17 protein-coding genes and 4 tRNA genes are annotated in these 18,893 nt (G+C 39.8%); 6 read left to right on the forward strand and 15 right to left on the reverse strand.

Annotation, left to right across the window (positions count from 1 at the left end):
• Positions 1-98: 98 nt before the first annotated feature.
• The 14 genes from I6E80_RS15175 to I6E80_RS15240 all read right to left on the reverse strand — a co-directional run bounded on the left by I6E80_RS15175 (position 99) and on the right by I6E80_RS15240 (position 10,769).
• Entirely contained in the window at positions 99-788 is a 690-nt protein-coding gene (locus tag I6E80_RS15175) for a GGDEF domain-containing protein (RefSeq protein WP_024591501.1), read from the reverse strand.
• Positions 760-1,293 carry a hypothetical protein gene (locus tag I6E80_RS15180; protein ID WP_024591502.1) on the reverse strand — a complete coding sequence of 178 codons (534 nt, stop codon included), beginning with the start codon at positions 1,291-1,293 and terminating at the stop codon, positions 760-762. Before I6E80_RS15180 ends, I6E80_RS15175 begins: the two co-directional genes overlap by 29 nt.
• A gap of 4 nt (positions 1,294-1,297) precedes the next feature.
• Positions 1,298-1,930: an endonuclease III gene (gene nth, locus I6E80_RS15185; protein WP_024591503.1), complete on the reverse strand. Its 633-nt coding sequence runs from the start codon at positions 1,928-1,930 to the stop codon at positions 1,298-1,300.
• Positions 1,931-1,979: 49 nt separating this feature from the next.
• Positions 1,980-2,678, reverse strand: a complete 699-nt coding sequence (locus I6E80_RS15190) for an electron transport complex subunit E (protein ID WP_007585346.1) — start codon at positions 2,676-2,678, stop codon at positions 1,980-1,982.
• Entirely contained in the window at positions 2,675-3,316 is a 642-nt protein-coding gene (rsxG, locus tag I6E80_RS15195; protein WP_076924858.1) for an electron transport complex subunit RsxG, read from the reverse strand. Before rsxG ends, I6E80_RS15190 begins: the two co-directional genes overlap by 4 nt.
• Positions 3,313-4,371, reverse strand: coding sequence for an electron transport complex subunit RsxD (gene rsxD, locus I6E80_RS15200; protein WP_197185894.1), 1,059 nt, complete (start codon positions 4,369-4,371; stop codon positions 3,313-3,315). The genes rsxG and rsxD overlap by 4 nt, the downstream gene beginning before the upstream one ends.
• The gene (rsxC, locus tag I6E80_RS15205) at positions 4,368-6,950 is read right to left on the reverse strand and encodes an electron transport complex subunit RsxC (protein ID WP_197185895.1); all 2,583 of its coding nucleotides are present in this window, start codon (positions 6,948-6,950) and stop codon (positions 4,368-4,370) included. The genes rsxD and rsxC overlap by 4 nt, the downstream gene beginning before the upstream one ends.
• Positions 6,951-6,958: 8 nt before the next feature.
• Positions 6,959-7,513, reverse strand: coding sequence for an electron transport complex subunit RsxB (gene rsxB, locus I6E80_RS15210; protein WP_197185896.1), 555 nt, complete (start codon positions 7,511-7,513; stop codon positions 6,959-6,961).
• 1 nt (position 7,514) lies between these two features.
• Positions 7,515-8,096: an electron transport complex subunit RsxA gene (gene rsxA, locus I6E80_RS15215; RefSeq protein ID WP_008134172.1), complete on the reverse strand. Its 582-nt coding sequence runs from the start codon at positions 8,094-8,096 to the stop codon at positions 7,515-7,517.
• Positions 8,097-8,307: 211 nt separating this feature from the next.
• Positions 8,308-10,251 (reverse strand): EAL domain-containing protein, encoded by a 1,944-nt coding sequence (locus I6E80_RS15220; protein ID WP_197185897.1) that lies wholly within the window; start codon positions 10,249-10,251, stop codon positions 8,308-8,310.
• A gap of 148 nt (positions 10,252-10,399) precedes the next feature.
• A tRNA-Asn gene (locus I6E80_RS15225) sits at positions 10,400-10,476 on the reverse strand.
• A 21-nt stretch (positions 10,477-10,497) separates the two neighbouring features.
• Positions 10,498-10,574 (reverse strand) — tRNA-Asn (locus I6E80_RS15230).
• 21 nt (positions 10,575-10,595) lie between these two features.
• A tRNA-Asn gene (locus tag I6E80_RS15235) sits at positions 10,596-10,672 on the reverse strand.
• Between the two features lie 20 nt (positions 10,673-10,692).
• Positions 10,693-10,769, reverse strand: a tRNA-Asn gene (locus tag I6E80_RS15240).
• Between the two features lie 1,051 nt (positions 10,770-11,820).
• Between I6E80_RS15240 and I6E80_RS15245 the strand changes: the two genes are divergently transcribed.
• From I6E80_RS15245 to I6E80_RS15265, 5 genes are all read left to right on the forward strand, one after another.
• Positions 11,821-13,200 (forward strand): MATE family efflux transporter, encoded by a 1,380-nt coding sequence (locus I6E80_RS15245; protein ID WP_197185898.1) that lies wholly within the window; start codon positions 11,821-11,823, stop codon positions 13,198-13,200.
• Positions 13,197-15,191: an excinuclease ABC subunit UvrB gene (uvrB, locus tag I6E80_RS15250; RefSeq protein WP_197185899.1), complete on the forward strand. Its 1,995-nt coding sequence runs from the start codon at positions 13,197-13,199 to the stop codon at positions 15,189-15,191. The genes I6E80_RS15245 and uvrB overlap by 4 nt, the downstream gene beginning before the upstream one ends.
• A gap of 2 nt (positions 15,192-15,193) precedes the next feature.
• Positions 15,194-16,132 carry a class I SAM-dependent methyltransferase gene (locus tag I6E80_RS15255; RefSeq protein ID WP_197185900.1) on the forward strand — a complete coding sequence of 313 codons (939 nt, stop codon included), beginning with the start codon at positions 15,194-15,196 and terminating at the stop codon, positions 16,130-16,132.
• On the forward strand, positions 16,133-16,813 hold the full coding sequence (locus I6E80_RS15260) for a tRNA (adenine(22)-N(1))-methyltransferase TrmK (protein ID WP_002960407.1): 681 nt from the start codon (positions 16,133-16,135) through the stop codon (positions 16,811-16,813).
• A 101-nt stretch (positions 16,814-16,914) separates the two neighbouring features.
• A complete protein-coding gene (locus I6E80_RS15265; protein ID WP_197185901.1) occupies positions 16,915-17,937 on the forward strand; it encodes a hypothetical protein in 1,023 nt (340 codons plus the stop codon).
• 4 nt (positions 17,938-17,941) lie between these two features.
• Here I6E80_RS15265 and I6E80_RS15270 read toward each other — a convergent pair whose 3' ends face one another.
• A complete protein-coding gene (locus I6E80_RS15270) occupies positions 17,942-18,184 on the reverse strand; it encodes a hypothetical protein (protein WP_010553668.1) in 243 nt (80 codons plus the stop codon).
• Between the two features lie 198 nt (positions 18,185-18,382).
• Between I6E80_RS15270 and I6E80_RS15275 the strand changes: the two genes are divergently transcribed.
• Positions 18,383-18,832: an isoprenylcysteine carboxylmethyltransferase family protein gene (locus I6E80_RS15275; protein ID WP_024598358.1), complete on the forward strand. Its 450-nt coding sequence runs from the start codon at positions 18,383-18,385 to the stop codon at positions 18,830-18,832.
• The last annotated feature ends 61 nt before the right edge of the window (positions 18,833-18,893 follow it).

Here is an 18,893-nt window from a genome sequence, read left to right on the forward strand (position 1 = left end):
CGCAATTTATTAATAATATAGAATCGACTGGCAGCTAAACGATTAGCTATCTTATCACTAGAGTTCGAATAGAAGTGTGCTAGCCAAGGTTTAACCTGTTAGTTATCAAATACGATAACTTGATTTTTACCAGCACTTTTAGCTTGATATAACAGTTTATCTGCGTTTTCATATAATTTTTCAAACTTACAGTGTTTTGTATCGCCTTTATCTACACCAGCACTAATTGTAACTCTTTGTAATTCAGGTGATATATCAGTTAAATTAAGACTCGCAATTGCCTCTACAAGCCGTTGTGAAATCATTTTTACAATTTCAACATCATGGCTAGGAAAGAAAACTACAAACTCTTCTCCGCCATATCGCCCTACAATATCTTTCTCTCTAGTTTGAAATTTTAGAGCATGGGCTACTCTTTGAAGGACTTTGTCACCAGCATTATGTCCAAATTGATCATTGATGAGTTTAAAGTTATCTATATCTGCAATTAGTAAAAAGCCGCTTTGTTTATCTAAGCGTGAAACTTGTTCATGGAAGCCTCTCCTATTTAATACTTTTGTCAAAGGGTCGATTAACGATTCATTAGTGATGGTTATATTTAGTCGTTTTAATCTTTTAATATGTCGAAATGAGAAAAGTAAAATTAGAATGAAAAGGCTAAGATTAATGAACAGAATTATATTTAACCTAATATGATCAGCCGCTTTGTTTTGCCAATCTATTTCGCTTGGAAATGCAAAGCTACTGAATAAAGAAAGGCTAATTAGTGCTAAATTTAAAATATACATTTTTTGATAAAGTAGAAACACAAATTAGGCAACTTATAAATGAATGTAATAATAGACCTTGAATACCAATACTTAAATAGGGCCCAATCATCTTTGCATCAGATACATCTAGCAAAACACCCCATGAAACAACCAGGTATAAAAATCCAATTAAGAGTAGAGATAAAGATATCGTTTCAGGCTTCAACTTAGTTACATACGTTGAAAATAAAATTATAAGAAGTAATGAGCTTATAGAAGATAAAACAGTCATCGGCTCAAACCAAAAACTTGGGGCCTCAATAAAAGAATGATTTTCATTAGCTTCCCAAAACTCAGGAAAGGTCAAAACCTGTAAAAGATCGACATTTGAAAATATGATCAAAAGTTCTTCAAATGTTACTCCCGCAACAGACTCGTTAAAAGCAATAAAGGTGATAAAGCCATTTGAAAGCCAGATACAGAAGGCTGAAGTAATTGCTAAAAGCAAATTGTATAATTGAGTTTTACCACTATAGCTTTTCAACTCGTTATTCCGTTTTTTCTTTAAACTCACACAAGTCTTCAATAATACAGCTGCCACACTTTGGTTTACGTGCTACGCAGGTGTAACGTCCGTGCAGTATCAGCCAATGATGCACGTCTACTTTAAATTCTTTTGGTACAACCTTTTCAAGCTTTTGTTCTACAGCTACAACATCTTTACCCATGGCAAGCTTTGTACGGTTAGATACACGAAATATGTGTGTATCTACGGCTATTACAGGCCAGCCAAAGGCGGTATTAAGTACAACATTAGCGGTTTTACGGCCAACGCCTGGTAGGGCTTCTAGGGCTTCACGATTTTCTGGCACGATGCTGTTATGTTCATCCACCAAAATTTGGCACATTTTATAAACGTTGGCAGCTTTAGAGTTAAATAAGCCGATGGTTTTTATATAATCACGCAGTGTATCGTGGCCTATATCTAAAATGGCTTGGGGTGTATTAGCAACAGGGAACAACTTTCGGGTGGCTTTATTAACACCTACATCGGTTGCTTGCGCTGAAAGAGTTACTGCTACTAGTAACTCAAACGGGCTTGAATATTCAAGCTCTGTAACTGGGTGTGGGTTATCGTCGCGTAGGCGCGACAGTATTTGGTGACGTTTTTCTTTATTCATGCAACTTAAAACGTATTAGTGCTAATTGTTGCTCTAATACGTTTTCCCCTTAAGTTAAGCTAGTAACACGTGCTCGAGGGCCTTTTTCAGCCTCTGGCGGTGCAATTTGCTTTGATTTTATTTGTGCGTCAATTACGTTTTTTGCAGCAATAAGCAGCCCAAGCCCTAAAAAGGCACCCGGTGGTAAAATTGCGAGTAAAAATTGGTTATCAAAGTTAAATACTTCTATGCGCAAGCTCTGTGCCCATGGGCCAAGTAATAAGTCGGCGCCGTCAAACAGCGTACCTTGGCCAATTAACTCACGCATAGCGCCTAAAACAACAAGCACAATCATAAAGCCTAAACCCATCATTAAGCCGTCAAATGCTGATAAATGAACAGGATTTTTAGAGGCGTATGCTTCGGCGCGGCCAATAATGGCGCAGTTAGTTACAATCAACGGGATAAAAATCCCCAATGATTGATACAAACCAAAGGTGTAAGCGTTCATAAGTAATTGAACTATAGTTACAAAGCCCGCGATGATCATGACAAATACAGGTATACGAATATCTTTTGGCACCCAGTTACGCACTATTGATACGGTAACATTGGAGCCTATTAGTACGAGTAAAGTTGCTAAGCCTAAACCTAAGGCATTTGTTACAGTTGAGGTAACGGCAAGCAGTGGGCATAAACCTAAAAGCTGTACAAGGGCAGGGTTATTTACCCACACACCTTCTTTGTATAATGTTTTTAACTCACTCATTTAGTTACCTCTAAACATTCGGCATTAGGTGCTGCAAAAATATCATCAAAATTAGTTTGTGCGAACAATACGGCATTTTTAACAGAGCCCACTACAGCACGAGGCGTTATGGTTGCACCTGTAAATTGATCAAACTGACCGCCATCTTTTTTTACAGCCCAACGAGCGTCATCTTCACCTTCAACCGTTAAGCTTTTAAATGTTGTGATCCAAAGTGATTTTTTAACTTCTACTTTGTCGCCTAAACCAGGAGTTTCTTCGTGTTTAGTAGTGCGTACACCCGCTATGGTGCCATCACTTAAAACGGCGGTTAATAGATTTATATCGCCACTGTAGCCGTTTGGCGTAACATGCCTAATAACAACAGCGACTGGTTTATTGTTTTTACGAGCACGGTAAATTACTTGATTTGCGTGTGGACCTAGTTTTTCGTCAGTAATAATTACGCAATCTTGTGATAATTGATTGTCGTACGATTTTGGGTCGAGCACTTCTTGTAGCTGCGCAGTAAGTTGTAGTTGTTCTTGCTCTGCAATTTTATCGGCAGTAAGTGCATTGATAGAGGCAACTAAGCCCGTCGTTGCTAACGCAAACGCAGTTAAAATAGCACCATTTTTAGCCATTGACGAAATGATCATTTTACTGCTCCATGGCCATAAGTACGTGGCTGTGTGTAGTAGTCTATTAGCGGCACTGCAATATTAATCAATAATACGCTAAATGCGATGGCATCAGGAAAACCACCAAAGGTACGAATTAAATAAATTAGTAAGCCAATTAGCACGCCATAAATTAAGCGCCCTTTGTTAGTTGTTGCTGCAGATACCGGATCGGTTGCTATAAAAAAGGCCCCCATCATAGTGGCTCCACTTAATAAGTGAAATAGGGTACCCGGCTCTGTACCAGGTGATGCAATATAACCAATCGCACTACATAGTGCTAAACTTGCAATAAAACTTACAGGAATATGCCAGTTAATTATTTTTGCTTTTAATAAATATAAACCACCCGCTAAAAATCCTAAGTTAACCCACACCCAACCAAGGCCAGCCCATTCGTTAAATAGTGGCTTTTGCATACTTTCGGTAACGGTTAAACCGTGTGCTATGTCTGTTTTAATGGTATCCAGCGGTGTTGCCATTGTTAGGCCATCAACCCCTGCACGCACTTGATCTAGGCTAAACCCAGAGGCCGTAAAATCTGTAAATATTAGCCTTAGCTGATCAGCAAAGCCTATTGGTGTATTTATTAAATCAGTTACTGGCAACCATGCGGTCATTTGTACCGGAAACGAAACTAAAAGCAGTACATAAGCCGCCATTGCTGGATTGAATAAGTTAAACCCAAGGCCGCCATAAAGCTGTTTAACTATAACGATAGAAAATAAACAGCCAATAACGATTATCCACCAAGGCGCAAGTGGTGGAATACTCAGTGCCAATAACACGGCAGTAAGCCACGCACTGCCATCACTTAATGCAGGCCAAACAGGGCGCTTTCGTATTAGCATTATTGCAGCTTCAAATACGCTTACAGCAACAAGCGCTAGTACCAGTTGAATAAGCACACCTGTACCAAAAAAGAAAACTTGAGCAATTAGCCCAGGAATACACGCAGCAATAACGCTAAGCATTAATCGCGTTAACGATTTATGGCTGTGATTATGCGGCGAACTGGCCATGGTTAATTTCATGACTGATTATTTCCTTCTTTTTGTAACTTTTTAGCTTTTGCTCTCGCAATTGCAGCAGCCACGGCGGCTTTTTTCTTATCGTCGGCTGATTTAGGTTTATCTGCGCTAATAAGATCTGATGAGTCATCGGTGTTATTTTCTGCACTCTTAGGTGCTGCGCTATCAACTTGTAGCTCTTGGGGCTGAGTTTGTTCGGTATCTTCTAGTGCTTTAGCCGCTTTTTTAGCTTTAGCACGAGCTATGGCCGCAGCTACCGCTGCTTTTTTATCATCAACGGATGCCGCGCTTTGTGGCTCTTCACTCACGGTTTGCTCGGTTTCTTCTAATGCTTTAGCTGCTTTTTTGGCTTTTGCACGAGCAATGGCCGCCGCTACTGCTGCTTTTTTGTCATCAACAGGGGCATCAGTTTGTGGCTCTTCACTCACGGACTGCTCAGCGTCTTCTAATGCTTTAGCCGCTTTTTTGGCTTTTGCGCGAGCAATGGCCGCCGCTACGGCTGCTTTTTTATCATCAGCAGGCGTATCGCTTTGTGGCTCTTCACTCAGGGTTTGCTCAGCGCCATCTAATGCTTTAGCCGCTTTTTTAGCTTTTGCACGAGCAATGGCCGCCGCTACCGCTGCTTTTTTGTCATCAACAGGGGCATCGCTTTGTGGCTCTTCACTCACGGTTTGCTCAGCGTTATCTAATGCTTGTGCTGCCTTTTTGGCTTTAGCACGAGCAATGGCCGCAGCTACCGCTGATTTTTTATCATCAACAGGGGCATCGTTTTGTGGCTCTTCACTTGTTGTTTGTTCAGCGTTATCTAATGCTTTAGCTGCTTTTTTAGCTTTAGCGCGGGCAATGGCTGCAGCGACTGCTGATTTTTTATCATCAACGGGTGCAGTCTCGGCGGATTCATCTGTTTGAGATTTTTGCTCTTTATATTTACGCGCTTGTTCTTTACGTAGTGCGCGCTCTTTTGCTACTTCGCTGTTGTCAGGTTCTAATTCAGCAGATTGGTCGCCTAGCTTTTTAGCTTTAGCGCGTGCAATAGCGGCTGCAACAGCTGATTTTTCATCGCCGTTATCTGATTTATTTTTAACGCGGGCTAGTGCCTCTGCTACTTTTTGCTTTTCGTCAGCAGATTTAGCGGCAGGTTTACGTTTGTGGCGGTTTTGACGTTCTTCTTGCTCGCGATCTAAACGCTCTTTTCGTGCATCAAAACGCTCTTTTGCTCTGTCGGCTTTAATTTTGTCAGCTTGTTGTTCTTTAATTTCAACTTTGGCTATACGGTAGTACTGTACAAGAGGGATTTCGCTTGGACACACATATGCACAAGCACCACACTCAATACAGTCAAATAAATTATGCTCTTGTAGTTTGTCGTACTCTTTTGATTTAGCAAACCACTGCAATTGCTGTGGCAGTAAAGAAGCAGGGCAGGCATCGGCACAGGCGCTACAACGTATACAGGCTTTTTCAGGGCCGGGCTCCGCTAGCTCTTTATGATCAGGCGCTAAAATACAGTTGGTTGTTTTAACTATGCCAATACGCACTGTGGGTAGCGTAAAGCCCATCATTGGGCCGCCCATTACAACACTTTGCTGCGGTACAGGCGAGAAACCTTGGCAATCAAGTAAATGCTTTATTTCAGTGCCAAGTAGTGCCCATACATTTCCAGGCTTATGAATAGTGTTACCTGTTACCGTAACTATACGTTCAATGAGTGGTTTACCTTCATAAACGGCTTGTTGTACGGCAAACAAAGTCCCGGTGTTATGCACTAAAATACCAATATCGGCAGGAATACCAATACTAGGAACTTCACGGTTAGTAAGTAATTTAATTAACTGCTTTTCACCGCCAGAGGGGTAAATAGTGGGCACCGTTTGAATAATGATTTTTGAGTTATGCTCAGCTGCTTGCTTCATTGCTGCAATAGCTTCTGGCTTGTTATCTTCTATACCCACAATGCACAGTGTTGGGTTTAAAAGCTGCTGCATAATTTCAATGCCTTGGATAACTTCTTTAGCGTGTTCGCGCATTAAAACGTCATCGGCAGTAATATAAGGTTCGCACTCAACAGCATTTACAATCAAAAATTCAATAGGCTGCGTAGTATCTGCTTTCACATAAGTAGGAAAACCAGCTCCACCCATACCACTAATACCGGCTTGGTGAATAATATTTATTAGCTCGTCATGACTAAGCTCAGCAGGATTTTTATTTTTATTTAGAGCTACCCATTCGTCTTTGCCGTCTGGTTCAATAATAACACTTAGTTCAGGTAGGGCCGATGGATGTGCTGATGGCATAGGTGCAATATCAGTAACCACACCAGAGCTTGGCGCATGCACAGGTACCGACCAGTTAGCAGCAGGCGCTGTTAGTGGTTGGCCTTTTAATACGTGTTGGCCTTTTTCTACAAGTAACCTACCGTTTGCACCTATGTGTTGCTTAAGCGCAACAATGAGTTTATCGGGCAAAGGTAGGCGAGTGATACTCGCACTATTAGAGAGTGATTTTTGTTGTGGTGGGTGTATGCCGCCAGGAAATGCCCACACGGTGCCTTTTTTTATTTGTTCAAGTAACTTGTCCACTCAAACCTCTAATCTATTTGTGTAACAGGAATAGCGTCTAGCTGCCATTTCCAGTTTTGTTTAGTTTCGGCTACAGGTAGCATATCAATGCAATCTACAGGGCAAGGCTCAACACATAAATCACAGCCAGTGCATTCATCAATTAATACAGTATGCATTTGACGAGTTGCGCCTAAAATAGCGTCAACTGGGCAGGCCTGAATACATTTGGTACAACCAATACATTCGTCTTCGCGAATATAAGCCACTGTTTTTATAGGTTCTGCTTGCTCACCACCGGCAAGTGGTTTTTCATCAACCCCCATTAGGCCGGCAAGCTTTTTCATGGTTGATTCACCGCCCGGTGGGCATTTATTTATTTCATCGCCATTGGCTATAGCTTCGGCGTAAGGGCGGCAGCCCGGGTAGCCACATTGTCCGCATTGAGTTTGCGGCAAAATAGTATCAATTTGCTCAACAATAGGGTTACCTTCAACGCGAAAGCGGATTGCTGCAAATCCTAAAATAAGTCCAAAAACGAGTGCTAGCGAGCCAATCGCTGTCAAGGCATAAAACAAGGTCATATTAAAACTTCACTAATCCAGTAAAACCCATAAACGCCATCGACATTAAGCCTGCGGTGATCATTGCAATGGAGGCGCCTTTAAAAGGCGTAGGAACGTCAGCTGCTGCTAAGCGTTCTCGTAGTGCTGCAAACAATACAAGCACTAAAGAAAAACCAACCGCAGCACCAAAACCATACACTGCAGATTGTAAAAATGAATGATCTTCTTTGATATTTAATAGAGCTACACCTAATACCGCACAGTTAGTGGTGATCAGCGGTAAAAATATGCCTAGTAAACGATATAGAGTAGGGCTTGTTTTACGTACAACCATTTCGGTAAATTGCACTACAACGGCAATTACCAAAATAAAGCTCATGGTACGTAAAAATTCGATATCCAGAGGGATTAAAATATATTGGTTAACTAAATAGCTAGTTACAGAGGCAAGGGTAAGCACAAACGTGGTTGCCAAAGACATACCAATCGCTGTATCAAGCTTACCTGATACGCCCATAAACGGACATAAGCCTAAAAATTGTACTAATACAAAGTTATTAACCAGAACGGTTCCAATCAATAACAAGACATATTCTGTCATGTGTGCCTCACGCTATTAAAGTCCTGCGTATTATCCTTTTTTCTGCCCCGATAAACAACATTTGCGAGTCGTTATCAGTTAAATAAACGCAAGGACAAACATATTGATCACAAGGCTGTAAAATTAATGTGATTTTGATGTAAGGAATTACTCAAATAGCAGAAACAAAAAAAGAGCAACGAATGCTCTTTTTTTATTAATTAAAAACTAATTAAATATCTTTAGGTTTTTCTATGTAATAACCTTGAACGCCATCTAAACACAAAGTTTCTATTATGTGTTTCTCTTCTTGGCTCTCAACGCCCTCAGCAAATACGCTAACACCAATACGGTGGGCTAAATCGACCATTAAGCGCATAAAGTACTGATTGTTTTTATCGTCTTCTAGGCCGCGAGTATAACTTGCGTCCATTTTAATAAAGTCAGGTTTTAAATCGCGGAAAAACTTAAATGAAGTCAAGCCAACACCAAAACGTTCAACAGTAACGCGTGCGCCAACTCTGTGCACCATGTCGATAAAGCGCTTACTAGCCTTTATGTTTTGCTGTAAACCAAACTCGCTTACTTCAAATACTAGTTTAGATGCAATATGCGTATCTTTTAATAATCGGCGTTCTAGCCAAATTACAAACTGATCGTTGTGTGCACTAGAGGCTGTTACATTTAAACCAAAAAACTTTTCGGATAAGTTACGGCTTTTAACCTTTTCAAGAGAAGAGTCGATGATCAGGCGATCAATTTCTATTGCCATATCAAGCTTTTCGGCCATTGCTAAAAAAGAAGCGGTAGGCAGTACTTGATTGTCTTCTGTTTTAAATCGAACTTGTACTTCAGCATAGGCTTTAATACTTTTACCAAGTGGCATAATATTCTGCATAACTAAATGTACACGCTTAGATTCAATAACTTCCTTAATAATCTTACGCCAGTTTTGATTACCAAAACCTGCACTTACGTTATTAACTAAATCGGTTTCTCGTTGCACGTGCCATGCGTTTACTTGTTTTGATTGCGCCATACTCATCGCGTTATCAACAACAGAAAGTAGCTCACCTAACGGCTTACCTTTTTCGTAACCTACAATACCTGTATTAGCTACTGAGCTTAGCTCTTGGTTTTGTTGATACTGAGTAAAACGCGATTGTAGATTTTCACCAAAACGTTCTGCTTCTTTTAATGGAATGTGAGGCAGTACTACAGCAAAGTCAGAGCTGTTTAATCTAAATACTTGGCTACCAGTGTAAGTGCCGCTTATGTGCTTAATAATATCGGCAACGCCTTTAACGTACTCATCACCTTTTTGATAACCACGGGTTTGGTTTATAGCTTGTAGCTCGCTACAACGTACCATAGCTAAAGAGCCAAATGTACTTTGCTCAGTGTTTTCAATATTTTTTTCGTAGTACTCAACAAACATATTACGATTACCAAGCGAGGTAATTACATCTTTGTACGCTTCATGCTTAATAGTCATAGCAGCGCTTTGTATGTCTTCGTTTTTGTTTTTTAAAAAATGAGATAATCGATTAAAACTAGGTACTAAATCTTTCCCCATTTTTTTCAATCGAGTGCCATCTAACGCTGTTTCTAAATCATTATCAACTTGGTTTTGATTAATATAAATATCGATAATGTCAGCAACTGTTGTACTTATGTTTTTATTTAGCTGATAGAAAATTGATTGCATTAAAATTATTGGAATAATAACTAAAATCGCAGAAATCAAAATAACGATAAAGAGGGACGTTTGAAGTTGCGACGCTAAATGTTCAATGTTAAGTACAAACTCAACTTTTATATCTGAGGCATCATTTACAGCAAATTGAGGGCGTACAGAATTAAAGTTAGAGAGTACAAATTCAGCAAACATTGGTAATTGAGTAGGGGGGTTAATGCTAAATATTTCAGCCCCTTGGTAATCTCTTAGCGTAAAGCTTGAAAACGTTTTACCATCTGCAATTGATTGTTTTAAATTTTGAGCAGAAATATCGTCTAAAGAAAGGTCATTAATATACTTAGTAACAGTTGTTTGCGCATTTTTTTGTGCATCACTTACTGCAGTATCAAAGCTTATAGATATGAAGTAGCTTCCTGCTGCAACACACAATAACCAAGTGATAATTTGTATAAAAATAAGTTTTTTAAATCCAGCCATGTTTTCAGTCTTTTAATAGTTCAAAAGGGAAGGAATCAAGTCCTTGATTAATAAACTAAGTACAGCGCATCAAAGAGTAAACTAATGCTTTAGTTATATAAGGAAGAGTAGTGGAATTAGCTTGAGATGTCTATGAAATTCTTAGAATTGGCTCCCCCTCCCCGACTCGAACGGGGGACCTGCGGATTAACAGTCCGTCGCTCTAACCAACTGAGCTAAGGGGGAACTAAATGATAATTATGAATTTGGCTCCCCCTCCCCGACTCGAACGGGGGACCTGCGGATTAACAGTCCGTCGCTCTAACCAACTGAGCTAAGGGGGAACTACATCATAAACATAAACTTGGCTCCCCCTCCCCGACTCGAACGGGGGACCTGCGGATTAACAGTCCGTCGCTCTAACCAACTGAGCTAAGGGGGAACTACATCGTAAACAAAACTTGGCTCCCCCTCCCCGACTCGAACGGGGGACCTGCGGATTAACAGTCCGTCGCTCTAACCAACTGAGCTAAGGGGGAAGCGTCTTGCCTTTCAACGGGGCGAAATATTAATGACCGAGCCGCAAAGTGTCAACATATAAAAGTCATAAATTGAAAAAAGAGGTTTATTCGTTGTTTTTGTGTTCGATCTGCGTGTTTTATAGCTCTATTAAAGTTATTTTTTTTGAAATTTAAGAATAACAGTGTGACTTTTATTATTGCAGAGTCTTTAAATTGGTTAAATTAAACACGTTATTAAAGTGGCTTGTTATTAAAAAACAACTCAAAAACATAAAAACTCATTTTTTACTTGGCGGTATTTTCAATATTAAATTTGTTTTTGTTTTAAATTTTTAAAAATATACCTACGCGTATATCCACAGAAATATTTTGTGATCTAAATTGTGATCTAATTACTATGAATAAAATGGGTATTTACTTTATCCGTTCAAAAATAGAACAATCAATAACTTAACTTTATGGTAAGCGTATTTTTATACCAACCGTACAACTATGTTAAGAAGAAAAATTGGAGAGCTTCAGTTTTTAGCGTGAGTTTATAAAAATGCTACAAATAGCAAATGATCAATTGGCTAGATATCACCGAAAATGGCGGCTCTCTCAAAGCCTTTATAAATGCGGGTTTGAATGAGTTATCCACGGTTTCTGTGGATAACTCTGTTTATGAAACTTTAAGAACATCATCGGCACCAATGGTTTAGGGTGCTACAACGATTTCAAGCTTTTAAATCATTATTTTTAATTTAATATAAAACAATGAGTTATGATTTGATGCAGAATAGATGCAACTCGATGAGGGAATTTTTTCGTAACGATAAACCAAGCATCACCTTTGTGTAAAAAAGCATCAGATATCACTGGGTGTTTGTAATAAAAGTTATAAAAATGTGTTTTAATTGTTTTTTGCGGTGTTTAGGCTCTATTTTAACAAAAAGATGTAAAAACTAAGTTTTACTATTTTTTCGAATCTTTACTTCTTTAATTACTTCAATTGTAGTGATAAATCCGTGGCTTGAACTGCCTTGATGCTTTAAAATGATTCGTTCAGTAAAAGAGGCCTATTTATTTCATGCGCGCAATTTCAAAATCTCAGAATCGCCCAGATTTACTAAACGATCCCATCTTGCCAACATTAAAGACGATGACCATTCCGATGATATTCGGCATGATCACGTTAATGATGTTCAATATTGTCGATACATTTTTTATAAGCTTACTTGGCACCGAACCGCTTGCAGCGGTGAGCTTTACATTTCCGGTTACCTTTACCGTTATAAGCTTAGCAATAGGGCTGGGGATTGGTACATCGGCGGTAATAGCAAAAGCACTCGGTAGTAATAAAATAGATGAAGCGCGTTTTGATGCCAGTATTTCTATAATGGTTGGTGTGGTTTTGGTTATTGTGTTGTCATCTATTGGTTATTTACTGATTGACCCCATATTTACTCTGCTAGGAGCGGGCGCACAAGTATTACCGTTAATACACGAATACATGAATATATGGTTTATCGGTAGTGTATTTTTAATAACCCCAATGATTGGTAACTCAGTACTGCGCGCCAGTGGCGATACAAAAACGCCAAGTATAGTTATGGGCGGAGCAGGGTTGATAAACGCCATACTCGATCCAGTACTAATATTTGGCTTTGGGCCTGTACCAGCGTTAGGAATTCAAGGCGCCGCCATAGCAAGTGTTATTGCGTGGTCGGTTGCTGTCGTTATTATTTTATATATATTAGCGTTTAAAAAGCGTTTGTTGAGCCTAAAAGCAGGCAAGCAAACAGTGGCTGGCGCTATCCGTAAGATATTAAAAATTGGTCTGCCTGCTGCCGGCGCGAACATGCTTACACCGGTTGCAATGGCTGTAATGACCGCTTTGGTGGCACACCATGGCCCAGAAGCCGTAGCTGCATTTGGAGTAGGAAGTCGAATAGAATCGATTGCAAGTATATTAGTGCTTGCGCTATCTATGACATTACCGCCATTTGTTAGCCAAAACTTTGGTGCTGGCAAATTATGCCGCGTTAAAGAAGCGTACACCGGCACACTAAAATTTGTGATGGTGTGGCAATTTGCCATCTACGTATTACTAATTGCATTCTCAGGCGTTATAAGCCAATTGTTTGGTAAAGAACAAGCCGTAATCGATGTAATTAAGCTCTTTATTTATACCATCCCGCTAAGCTACGGCTTACAAGGGGTGATCATATTATCAAACTCATCGTTTAATGCTTTACACAAACCAATGTATGCATTGGTTTTAAGTGTCATTCGGTTATTCATATTTTATGTACCATTTGCTTATATAGGCAACGAAATAGCCGGATTATTAGGGCTGTTTATTGGCGCTGCGTTAGGTAACTTATTTACAGCAATAGTGGCGTATAAATGGTTTATGAAAAAACTAGAGGCGCTGAGCGGCGAATCGTTACAGGAGTGCAATAATTGAGCGACCATTTTCAGTTAAGATCACATTTTAAACCAGCAGGCGATCAGCCCACAGCAATTAAACAGCTTTGCGAAGGGCTAGAAGCTGGCCTTGCACACCAAACGTTATTAGGTGCTACTGGTACAGGTAAAACCTTTACCATGGCTAATATTATTAACGATTTAAACCGTCCAACAATAATAATGGCGCACAATAAAACGCTTGCCGCGCAGCTATATGGGGAGATGAAAGAGTTTTTCCCTAAAAATGCGGTTGAGTATTTTGTATCGTATTACGATTACTATCAACCAGAAGCCTATGTTGTATCAAGCGATACTTTTATTGAAAAAGATGCCTCTATAAACGAGCACATAGAGCAAATGCGTTTAAGCGCGACCAAAGCACTGCTTGAGCGTCGCGATACTATTATTGTAGCGTCGGTATCGGCTATTTATGGTTTGGGCGACCCTAAATCGTACATGAAAATGATGCTACTTTTAAAAGTGGGCGAAAAAGTAGATCAACGCGACATGCTGCGTCGCCTAGCTGAAATACAATATACCCGCAACGACATAGATTTTAGCCGAGGTACATACCGTGTACGTGGCGAAGTGGTCGACATATTCCCTGCAGAATCAGACACATTTGCTGTTCGAGTAGAAATGTTTGATGACGAAATAGAGCGCTTAAGCATTTTTGATCCGCTTACTGGCGCTGTTGAAAAGCACATAGTCCGTACCACTATCTACCCAAAAACACACTACGTTACCCCGCGTGAAAAAATACTCGGTGCTATCGATAAAATACAAGAAGAACTAAAAGATCGAAGAGCCCAGTTACTAAGTGCTAATAAATTAGTAGAAGAGCAACGCGTAACGCAGCGTACGCAATACGATATGGAAATGATGCGAGAGCTAGGTTATTGCTCTGGCATCGAAAACTATAGCCGCTATCTATCTGGCCGCACGCCAGGCGATCCGCCGCCTACGTTACTTGATTATCTCCCAGACGATGCATTGATGATTATTGATGAATCGCACGTAACCGTATCGCAAATTGGCGCAATGTATAAAGGCGACAGAAGCCGTAAAGAAAACTTAGTTGAATATGGCTTCAGAATGCCCTCAGCAATGGACAACAGACCGCTGCGCTTTGAAGAGTTTGAAGCTATTTCACCACAAACTATTTATGTATCGGCAACGCCAGGCGACTTTGAATTAGAACGTTGTGTGGGCGCAATTGCAGAGCAAGTAATTCGCCCAACAGGCTTGCTCGACCCACTTATTGAAGTGCGCCCAGTGGGCGATCAGGTTGACGACCTCCTATCAGAAATTTATAAAAGTGTAGAGAAGAGCGAACGCGTACTGGTAACCACATTGACCAAACGTATGTCTGAGGATTTAACCGATTACTTAAGTGAGCATGGCGTAAAAGTGCGTTACTTGCATTCAGACATAGATACCGTTGAGCGCGTTGAGATTATTCGAGATCTACGTGCGGGTGTGTTTGATGTGTTAGTGGGTATTAACTTACTTCGAGAAGGTTTGGATATGCCAGAAGTAGCGCTAGTAGCAATATTAGATGCTGACAAAGAAGGTTTTTTACGCTCAGCGCGTTCAATTATTCAAACCATTGGTCGTGCTGCACGTCACTTAGATGGTCGCGCAATTTTATACGGTGATAAAATTACAAAGTCGATGGCCAAGGCCATGGACGAAACAGCGCGCAGACGCGAAATTCAGCATGCTTATAATGTTGAACACGGTATTGAACCGCATTCACTAGCCAAAAAGATTCTTGATGCGATGGATGTAGGCGAAGAGGCCGGCCCTAAAGACAATTTAAGGCTTATTCGTAAAGACTCTAAAAAGGTACTTAGCGCGAAAGAAATTACAGTGCAAATTAAGCAGCTTGAAACCAAAATGCATGCATACGCAAGCGACCTAGAATTTGAAAAAGCGGGCTCTGTTCGCGATGAAATACATGAACTACAACAACAGTTGATTAATTAAAAATGACAGCAAACTTTACTCCTCTTATTACTGCGTTTGAAGATGCGCCAATTTTAAAAAATGAACTGTGCCGTGTCTTTCATGGTCGAGGCCACAGTATTGAGGCGTTAAGCCATATAAATTTAGACTTTTATCCGCCAAGTTTATTTTTAGTTTCGTACGACGAAATTGACGAGCAAACACTAAGCGAGCTTACCGATGTAGTGTGGCAGTGGGCGCAAGCAAATCAGCCTGAGCTTATTACGTCGCTTGTGTATCAGCAACGCGCTGGTGTACAAAGCCAAAACACCGTGGTTTATGGGCAATTACCTAACCCGCATGTTGTAACCGAAAACGGCATTCGTTTTTTGGTTGATTTACAGAGCCGTCAAAATACCGGAATATTTCCCGACATGCGCAGCGGTCGTGAGTTTGTAATGGCTAATAGTAAGCATGGCAAAGTGCTTAATTTGTTTTCGTATACATGTGGATTTTCGCTTGCAGCAATGCAAGGTGGGGCAGATCATGTAATGAACATGGATATGAGCAAAGGTGTACTTAAAGTAGGCAAGCAAAACCATCAACTAAACGGTTTTGAGCGTGGCGTAAGCTTTTTACCTCATGATATTTTAAAGTCGTTTGGTAAACTAAAAAAAGCAGCCCCGTTTGACTTAATAATAGTTGATCCGCCAAGCTTTCAAAAAGGCAGCTTTATTTTAACTAAAGACTATCAAAAAGTGCTGCGCAGGTTGCCAGAGCTACTTTGCGATACTACACAATTGTTATTGTGTGCTAATAGCCCAGAGCTTAGCGAACACGCGTTTAAAGCGTTAATAAACGAGCACACCCAAGGCGCAATTGAATTTGTTGAGCGCCTAGCCCCTACCGAGCGTTTTATTGAAGTAGACAGCGACAGAAGCTTAAAAGCACTTATCTACAAAACGTCACAATCTACTGATTAAATGAAACTCAGCAAACGCCTAACTGCCATTAATACATTAATTTCGCAGCATCACGATATTATTTGGGATTGCTGCTGCGACCATGGTTATTTAGGCATGGCGCTATTAAAACGCGTAGCTGCAGAGCAGGTTATTTTTGTTGATATAGTCGCCACTTTAATGAACGACCTAGAAGCGCAATTATCATCTATTAATAAATTACAAAAAGCCTGTAATAAAAATCCACAGTGGCAGGTCTTATGTCAGGATGTAGGCAAAATTGAAATTGCTCAAAGTAAAAGCCAAGTAGTTGTAATAGCAGGTGTTGGCGGTGAGCTGTTGTTAAGTTTAATACAACAAATTATTGCTAATAACGTAAGTGAGCATTTAAATAATGTTCGGTTTATTTTATGTCCAGTGCATCACACTTATAAGTTGCGAGTCGGTTTAAAGCAATTAGGCTTAGGGCTTGTAAGTGAGCAAATAGTTTACGACAACAAACGTTTTTATGAAGTAATAGAAGTGAGCTTTAATACCAATAATGAGATTAGTCACACCGGCCACAAAATGTGGGACTTTACCAATACAGAACACGTTATGTACCAAGGCCAACTTATAAATCATTATAATAAAATGCTCAATAAAGATAAGCCATACTATCAAAAAGTTATAACAGACTATCAAGAACTCACTGATAGTTAAAAAAGCCTGAAAGTAGGGCGTACATGTGATCTAATTACGACATTGATGACGTAATGTGTTCATAGTTTATATCGCACACCGCGAGTTTATTTGGTTTATTTATGTCAGATAACAAGAGTCACATTAATCATTTGCTTAGCAATGAGCAAAAATGGCAACACAGTTACGAGCAACCTATTTCTTATGCACCCCTTGTGCAATTGGCTAATAGTAGCTGGGTGGTGCCACAGCATTTTTTACGTTACAAGCACACGCTTGAAAGCGTAAACGAAGTGCTTGAGAGTATTGAATTTTCGGCTCACTTTAGAGTGCTTGCTGCGCAAAAAGGTGAAGAAATTTACTTGCAAGTAGCAGTGCTCAGCCCAGATAACTATCAAAAAAGTGCATCTACAAATGAAGGCAAAGCCAAAAAGCTATTATTTGGCAGACGCTGGATAGTAGAGGAAAATTTACCTACTTCAGAGCTTATTCAAACAGCATTTTTAGCGTTAAAAGTAGCGCGTGAACATGAAGTAAGAGAGCTTTTTCAGTTAATGCAAAGCGGCGCAACAAGCACGCCATTTAATAACCACCACGATTTACCTGTAATGGCGCAAAACCCCGAGCTTGTTAAAAGTGTAAGTGCTGAAAGCCATGTAGATGAAGTACTTAAACGTATTGTATTTGCAGGAAAAAGTATTGAGCTTAAAAGTCAGCAGCAAATAGCCGAGCAACATTTATATACTGTTGAGCTGTTGTGTGAGAATTGCCAACTTAGCGAGTTTAATAAAAAAACTATTTCGTTTTTAACAGCAGATCCATCAGCTAATAGCTTTTTGCACGCCTTAATTACAGTATTGGTAGCCACAAGCAATGATTACGTAAATGAGCAATTTAAGTACAAAGGTTTTGCCCGTTTTAGTAAGCACGTTGTGGTTGAGCAAATAGGTAACTTAAGTATCGCTATGCGCTCGCCAAGTACCGTAGGGCTATGCTCTATGGGTAAGCAACATGCAAATAAGTTAAACTTTGAGATAGACAGTGGGCGAGCACCAGAGGGCTGCGGGCAAGCTATTGGTGGGTTTTTAGCTGCTCATGGCATTGAGCAGCCAGAAAATGCACATTTATATCCAAATTACTTATAACAACCTAAAGTTTATTAATTTCATCTTTAACGTTAAAGCTAGAATCAGTAACAATAGCCTCAAGTGTTTGTACACGCTCTTTTAATGCAAGCACTTGTGCGTTTGTTTCAGCTAATTGTTTATGGGCATCGCTGTTGTTGTTTTGCATTTTATGCTTAAACTCAAGATGCTTTTTATACATATCGTAAACCACTCCTGAGCCAACCGAAATTAGCACAATAAGTACAATCATCGTAGTTCCAGACATAACCTCATTCCTTATCATTTTATTATTCGTTTATGGTTAAAGTATAACCTTTAAGCGCTTTTGATAAAGCTGACAATTGTAACTTAATTTGTATACTTTATTTATGCTCAGCCTTGAGTGTGTTCATCATTTATACACTTTAGATATTGTTTAATGGCTGCATTAATAAACATATTTTAGTCAATACAGTGAGTTGCCATGTTAAATAATAAAATACCTCCCGTTATTGTTGTGCTGTTTTTTGCAGGCATAATGGCGCTTATTGCGCATTACAGTGTTATTGATTTCACCGCATTTATTACCTACTTAGCAGCAAGTTTGGTTATTATAGGGTGTGTTTTTTGTATTGCAGGGGTGGTGAGTTTTAAAATAGCAAACACCACAGTAAACCCTAGTAAACCTGAGCAAGCGTCAAAACTTATTACGAGCGGCATTTATAAAATTTCGCGTAACCCAATGTATGTGGGTTTTGCATTTATTTTAGCAGGGTGGGGTATTTGGTTGAGCTCATTGTGGGCACTTTTATGTATTATCGGGTTTATTGCGTATTTAACGTTTTTTCAAATAATACCCGAGGAGCGAGCGCTCACTAAATTATTTGGCGAAGAGTTTACCGCTTACAAAGCGCGCGTAAAACGCTGGTTATAATCTCTACGTTAAAATTAAACAAACAAAAAAGGCTATCGATGATAGCCTTTTTTGTTTGTAG

Source organism: Pseudoalteromonas sp. NSLLW218 (genome assembly GCF_015864775.1).
In the GTDB taxonomy this organism is placed as follows: Bacteria; Pseudomonadota; Gammaproteobacteria; order Enterobacterales; family Alteromonadaceae; genus Pseudoalteromonas.

Bases quoted from the DNA above. Each gene is read 5' to 3' on its own strand.
- I6E80_RS15260 (WP_002960407.1), top strand. From the start codon at position 16,133: ATGAAACTCAGCAAACGCCTAACTGCCATTAATACATTAATTTCGCAG.
- rsxB (WP_197185896.1), bottom strand. From the start codon at position 7,513: ATGACCTTGTTTTATGCCTTGACAGCGATTGGCTCGCTAGCACTCGTT.
- rsxG (WP_076924858.1), bottom strand. From the start codon at position 3,316: ATGATCATTTCGTCAATGGCTAAAAATGGTGCTATTTTAACTGCGTTT.
- I6E80_RS15265 (WP_197185901.1), top strand. From the start codon at position 16,915: ATGTCAGATAACAAGAGTCACATTAATCATTTGCTTAGCAATGAGCAA.
- nth (WP_024591503.1), bottom strand. From the start codon at position 1,930: ATGAATAAAGAAAAACGTCACCAAATACTGTCGCGCCTACGCGACGAT.
- I6E80_RS15255 (WP_197185900.1), top strand. From the start codon at position 15,194: ATGACAGCAAACTTTACTCCTCTTATTACTGCGTTTGAAGATGCGCCA.
- rsxA (WP_008134172.1), bottom strand. From the start codon at position 8,096: ATGACAGAATATGTCTTGTTATTGATTGGAACCGTTCTGGTTAATAAC.
- rsxD (WP_197185894.1), bottom strand. From the start codon at position 4,371: ATGAAATTAACCATGGCCAGTTCGCCGCATAATCACAGCCATAAATCG.
- I6E80_RS15190 (WP_007585346.1), bottom strand. From the start codon at position 2,678: ATGAGTGAGTTAAAAACATTATACAAAGAAGGTGTGTGGGTAAATAAC.
- I6E80_RS15245 (WP_197185898.1), top strand. From the start codon at position 11,821: ATGCGCGCAATTTCAAAATCTCAGAATCGCCCAGATTTACTAAACGAT.
- I6E80_RS15275 (WP_024598358.1), top strand. From the start codon at position 18,383: ATGTTAAATAATAAAATACCTCCCGTTATTGTTGTGCTGTTTTTTGCA.
- I6E80_RS15220 (WP_197185897.1), bottom strand. From the start codon at position 10,251: ATGGCTGGATTTAAAAAACTTATTTTTATACAAATTATCACTTGGTTA.
- I6E80_RS15270 (WP_010553668.1), bottom strand. From the start codon at position 18,184: ATGTCTGGAACTACGATGATTGTACTTATTGTGCTAATTTCGGTTGGC.
- I6E80_RS15175 (WP_024591501.1), bottom strand. From the start codon at position 788: ATGTATATTTTAAATTTAGCACTAATTAGCCTTTCTTTATTCAGTAGC.